The sequence below is a fragment of the Bacteroides sp. RTP31139st1_H2_RTP31139_211217 genome (assembly GCF_040227615.1).
GTDB lineage: Bacteria > Bacteroidota > Bacteroidia > Bacteroidales > Bacteroidaceae > Bacteroides > Bacteroides uniformis.
In genome coordinates this window covers 1,353-4,357 of the sequence record NZ_JBCNZM010000255.1, presented here as the reverse complement: position 1 = coordinate 4,357, position 3,005 = coordinate 1,353, and the positions used below count along the sequence as shown (strand labels likewise).

The 3,005-nt window shown below is 54.3% G+C and carries 3 protein-coding genes and 1 pseudogene; 3 read left to right on the top strand and 1 reads right to left on the bottom strand.

The window, feature by feature from the left end; translation table 11 throughout:
• The coding region (locus ABUA47_RS23355; protein WP_349832139.1) for a helix-turn-helix domain-containing protein at positions 1–307 on the bottom strand (307 nt) is incomplete at its 3' end.
• Positions 308–511: 204 nt separating this feature from the next.
• Here ABUA47_RS23355 and ABUA47_RS23350 point away from each other — a divergent pair.
• The 3 genes and pseudogenes from ABUA47_RS23350 to ABUA47_RS23340 form a co-directional block, all read left to right on the top strand.
• Complete coding sequence (locus tag ABUA47_RS23350) at positions 512–1,552, top strand: head maturation protease, ClpP-related (RefSeq protein WP_022199168.1); 1,041 nt, start codon at positions 512–514, stop codon at positions 1,550–1,552.
• 7 nt (positions 1,553–1,559) lie between these two features.
• Complete coding sequence (locus ABUA47_RS23345; protein ID WP_007562509.1) at positions 1,560–2,759, top strand: BACON domain-containing protein; 1,200 nt, start codon at positions 1,560–1,562, stop codon at positions 2,757–2,759.
• Between the two features lie 6 nt (positions 2,760–2,765).
• Positions 2,766–3,005, top strand: a pseudogene (locus ABUA47_RS23340) (lysozyme); the annotation flags it as partial.

Genomic DNA, 3,005 nt, shown 5'->3' with positions numbered 1-3,005 from the left:
TGCGTATGGCCGCCGACAGTTTCCCGAGGATGTCAGCCTCCTTGGATGAGGGGAACCGTTCCCCTTCGGGCCGTTCGGCGATGGCCTTGTTTATTTCGGCCACCTGCCGGTAGAGGTTAGCCACCTGTTCCTGCCTTGTGAGCGTAAGCCCCACCTTCTGTTCCTCCCACTTCCCGGCCCGTACCCAGTTGGACACGGACACCCGTGACACGCCCACCCGGTCGGCGATTTCCTGCTGTGTGAGGTTTTCCTTGAGGTACAAAGTCTTTGCCCATTCCTTTTTCTGGGCATTCGTCAAATCTGCCATAAATCGTCCTTTTTAGTTGTAAATCACGTTACAAAATTGCATGAAAAAGCGGGGTTTGTAAAAGCGCGTACGCATGATGACGGGGTACAGCGTTATGATAACGCCAGAAAATGTTATGATGCGGACGCGGTTTCTTGTTGCCATGGGAATGTTCTATTTTCGCATCATCGAAAGGCGGGGAAGACCGCAGGAAAGTGTATGACGATGAGCAGATTTTTCAATATTACAACGAGTGACGACGGCACCAGTACGATATTCCTGTATGGGGACATCGGAGACTATACGGAGGTGCAAAGCGGGCGCATAGCCCAGGAACTGATGGAAGCCGAACGCGTGAGCCGACGCATCCATGTGCGTATCAACAGCAACGGCGGGGAAGTGTACAGCGGCATTGCGATATTCAACGCCCTGCGCCATAGCCAGGCCGACATCCGCATTTATGTGGATGGCATAGCCGCCAGCATGGCCAGTGTGATAGCCCTTTGCGGCAAGCCCGTAGAAATGAGCAAATATGCCCGTCTGATGCTGCACAGTGTGAGCGGTGGGTGTTACGGCAACAAGCAGGACCTGCAGCGTTGCATGGAAGAGATAGAAAGCCTGGAAGGCAGCTTGAGTGAAATCTATGCCGAGCGGCTGGGCATGAGCAAGGAAGAAGTGAAACAGACCTATTTTGACGGCGAGGACCATTGGCTGACCGCCAAGGAAGCCCTGGACCTTGGTTTCATAGACGACATCTATGATGCAGACCCCGTGCCGGCAGACAGTACACCGGCGCAGATATATACTTTATTCAATAACCGGCTCGTTGAGCCACAAAAAAACAGAGAAGACATGAATCTGGAAGACGTAAAGAAACGCCCGCGCTTCAAGGACTGCGCGAGTGATGCGGATGTGTTCCGCCTGATGGACCAACTGGAGGAAGAGGCAGGCAAGGTACCTATCCTTACGAAAGAGAACACCGACCTGAAGGCCAAGGTGAAGACCTACGAAGACAAGGCTGAAGCCGAAGACCTTGCCGCCCGCAAGCAGCTGCTTGACGCAGCCGAGCAGGACGGTCGCATTGATGCGACTACCCGCCCCATCTACGAAAACCTTTTGGCCAATGACCGCGAGAACGGCGAAAAGGCCCTGGCCCAACTGCCGGTAAAGCGCCGTGTGATGGAAGACCTGCATCTGGAACCGAATGGTGAAGAAAGCCCCTGGAACAGGCGTATGCGAGAAATTAAGGACAAACGTAAAAAGTGATTGAACTATGGCAATAATTGTAAGAAACACGAATTACAGCGGCGAGGTACTGGAACAGTTGCTGACGCTTGCCGCTACGAGCAATGAGATTGTGGAAAAGGGGCTGATCATGGTGATTCCCGGTGTGGAGAAGAAAATCAGCCTGCCGCGCCTGAAGACCGGCAAGATGCTCCAGAAGCGCAAGGAGAACCCCGGCGTGGAGGATTCGAAGGGCAACTTCAACTACGACGAAAAGAGTCTTGACCCGGTGGACTTCATGGCCTTTACGGTGTTTAACCCCCGCACGTTCGAGAACATCTGGCGCAAATGGCAGCCGAAGGGCAACCTGGTATTCTCGGAACTTCCGCCCGAAGCGCAGAACGCCCTGCTTGCCGAGTTGGCCAAGCGGGTACAGTTTGAACTGGGTGACCACTATGTGAACGGTGAATATGGGGATGATGACGACCACTTGTTTAACGGCATCCTGACCCAGATGGCCAAGGATACTGAGGTGATTGTGGTGGACAGCGCAGAATCGACCATGCTGGGCAGACTGAAAGCCATGCGTGCGAAGATTCCCGTGGCCATCCGCAACAACCCGGACCTCCGCATTCTGATGAGCGTGAACGACTTTGACAAGTATGATGACGAGCTGACCCAGCGCGAGTCCAAGAACACGAGCGAAACCGATGTGAATGCCCGTCGCTACAAGGGCATTACCATTGAGACGCTTGCGGCCTGGCCCGATGATCTGATTGTGTGCACCCTCTGTTCGCCCGATGCCGGCGGCAACCTGTTTGCGGCTGTGAACCTGCAGGACGATGAAGACGTGATTCAGATTGACAAGATCTCGAACGCGAGCGAACTGTACTTCTTCAAGATGCTGATGAAGGCTGACACGAACATTGCCTTCGGTGAAGAAGTGGTGGTGCTGGACAAGCGAAGCAACCCCGTGTTCAAGGCGAGCGAGAAGAAGATTTCAGTTGACCCTGCCAGTGTGACCCTTGAGGCAACCGGTGGCAGTGAAGAAGTGACCGTGACCGCCAGCGGAGAATATGAGATAGGCAGTGCCCCTGCCGGCTTCAAGGTGGAAGCGACGGATAAAGGCGTGAAGATTTCGGCCGGTGCAAACAGTGGCAGTCAGAAAACCGGTACACTGACCCTTACGCTCAATGCCGACCGCAGCAAGACGGCCAAGATTACCATTACCCAAAACCAGAAAGGATAAGATGGTATGGCAAAATTGAAGTATCTGGTAATTCACTGTACGGCAACCCCGGAGGGGCGTGAGGTATCATCGGCGGACATCCGGAAGTGGCACACTTCGCCCGTAAGCCAGGGTGGCAGAGGTTGGAAACAGGTGGGCTACACCGACCTGTTCCACCTGCAGGGCGGTGTGGAACGCTTGGTGAACAACAACGAGGATGCGCAGGTAGATCCCTGGGAAGTGACCAACGGAGCCAAGGGGTACAAC